The organism is Barnesiella sp. CU968 (assembly GCF_905219685.1).
Lineage (GTDB): Bacteria > Bacteroidota > Bacteroidia > Bacteroidales > Muribaculaceae > Lepagella > Lepagella muris_A.
In genome coordinates this window covers 1-1,902 of record NZ_CAJMXD010000485.1, presented here as the reverse complement: position 1 = coordinate 1,902, position 1,902 = coordinate 1, and the positions used below count along the sequence as shown (strand labels likewise).

The 1,902-nt window shown below is 50.5% G+C and carries 2 protein-coding genes and 1 pseudogene; all 3 read left to right on the top strand.

Annotated elements, in window-relative coordinates:
- Positions 1–380 (top strand): annotated as a pseudogene (locus JX312_RS12955) (histidinol-phosphatase); the annotation flags it as partial.
- Positions 377–1,360, top strand: coding sequence for a hypothetical protein (locus JX312_RS12950; RefSeq protein WP_204458340.1), 984 nt, complete (start codon positions 377–379; stop codon positions 1,358–1,360). The pseudogene JX312_RS12955 and the gene JX312_RS12950, both read left to right, overlap by 4 nt.
- Before the next feature lie 34 nt (positions 1,361–1,394).
- Positions 1,395–1,902: bifunctional adenosylcobinamide kinase/adenosylcobinamide-phosphate guanylyltransferase (locus tag JX312_RS12945; protein WP_204458338.1), on the top strand; the 508-nt coding region annotated here is incomplete at its 3' end.

Here is a 1,902-nt window from a genome sequence, read left to right as displayed (position 1 = left end):
AAGATTATAAAAATGACCTGAGATACGTTGTGGAGAAATATTTTGAGAATGTTATCCGCATGATTGAAGACGGAGGCTTTGAAATCCTCGGACACTTCGACAAAATCGCCGGAAATGCAGCTGTCGCCGATCCGGAAATTGAAAACGCGGCATGGTATGAGGCCCTTGTCGACGATGTGCTGAGTCACGCGTCATCTGCCGGAGTGATCGTGGAGATCAACACCAAGTCGTATGCCGACAAAAAACGTTTCTTCCCGGCATTCAGATGGTGGGACAAAATCAGAAACGCTTCCCTGCCTGTGGTGGTTAATTCCGATGCGCATTATCCCGACAAGGTAAACGCCGGACGCGAGGAAGCATTGAAACTGTTGACACAATGAAACAGATATTGGTCATATGCGACGGAATGGCAGACAGCCCCATGGAGCGGCTGAACGGGAAGACCCCCTTGCAGGCAGCCGAGACTCCGGCACTTGATTTTCTCGCAGCCAACGGCAGATGCGGTTCCCTGAGGACAGTGCCGGAGGGGCATTACCCTGGCAGCGAGACCGCCATACTTACAATTCTCGGCTACGCTCCCGATGAATTGCCGTCAGGGCGCGGACCTCTCGAAGCGACAGGGCTTGGCATCGATGTCTCGCCGGATGACACAGTCATGCGGTATGCAGTCTCCGACCCCTCCCTGCTCCTGAACGGCAACGCGGATTTGCGCCACACACTCGAACATAAATTTCCTGATCTGAAATTCCATTCCCTATCGGAAACATCCGGGATATGTATTATCCCCAACGGTTGCCGCCTTTCAGACATACATGCCGAAGGAATCGCTTTCTGGAGCGGAGACACACCGAGAGCATACGAGCCGTTTGTCAGCAGACATCCGCAATTCAGCCGCCCTGTCGTAATAGGAGCGGTGCCACTTCTGAAGGGGATGGCATACAGTATTCAGGCGGAATGGATCAGACCGGAAGGAGCCACAGGAGACTGCGACACGGCTTACAGAGCAAAATGCGATGCCGCAATAGCAGCGTTGCAAGACCACGATATCGTGATTCTCCACATAGAAGCCTGCGATTACGCATCCCACAAGATGGATGTAAACTCCAAGCTGAACGCAATCCGGAACATAGACAGAGAGATCATCGGACCGTTGATGAAAAAACTTTGCGATGGCGAAGATTTTGCCATTGCCGTTATGTCTGATCATCCTTCGCTTTGCGAAAAAGGGTGTCATTCGGCGGATTCTGTACCTTTCCTACTCTATTATCATGGAATAGAAAAAGATGAAACAAATATGTTTTCAGAGGAAGAAGCCGCGACCGGCAACCTTGAAAGCATATCTGACATCTACAGGCAATGAGACTGACACAGACACAGCTTATGAGACATAGTATATGAGACAGAAAAAAATAATACTTGTAACCGGCGGTCAGAGATCAGGGAAAAGCGAATTTTCCGAAAAACTGGCTCTCGAACATTCCGACACTCCCGTATATCTCGCAACCGCACGCGTTGCCGATGATGAATTTCGGGAACGCGTCAGGAAACATAAGGCAAGACGCGGACCCAACTGGTCTACGATTGAAGAGGAGATTTTTCTCAGCCGACATGACCTCTCGCAGAAAACGGTATTGATTGACTGCGTGACCATGTGGGTCACAAACGTCTTTTTCGCTTCAGGTGAAGATGTCACGGCATCCCTTGAAAAGCTTAAATCCGAGTTTGACAGATTCACGGACCACCATGACGCAGTCTATATTTTCGTGTCAAATGAGATAGGTTCGGGGGGTGTGTCGCCAAACGCCATGACCCGCAGGTTCACAGACCTGCAGGGTTGGTTCAACCAATATATCGCCGCCCACGCCGATGAAGTCTACCGCACTGTTTCCGGCATCCCTCTAA

Bases quoted from the DNA above. Each gene is read 5' to 3' on its own strand.
- JX312_RS12950 (WP_204458340.1), top strand. From the start codon at position 377: ATGAAACAGATATTGGTCATATGCGACGGAATGGCAGACAGCCCCATG.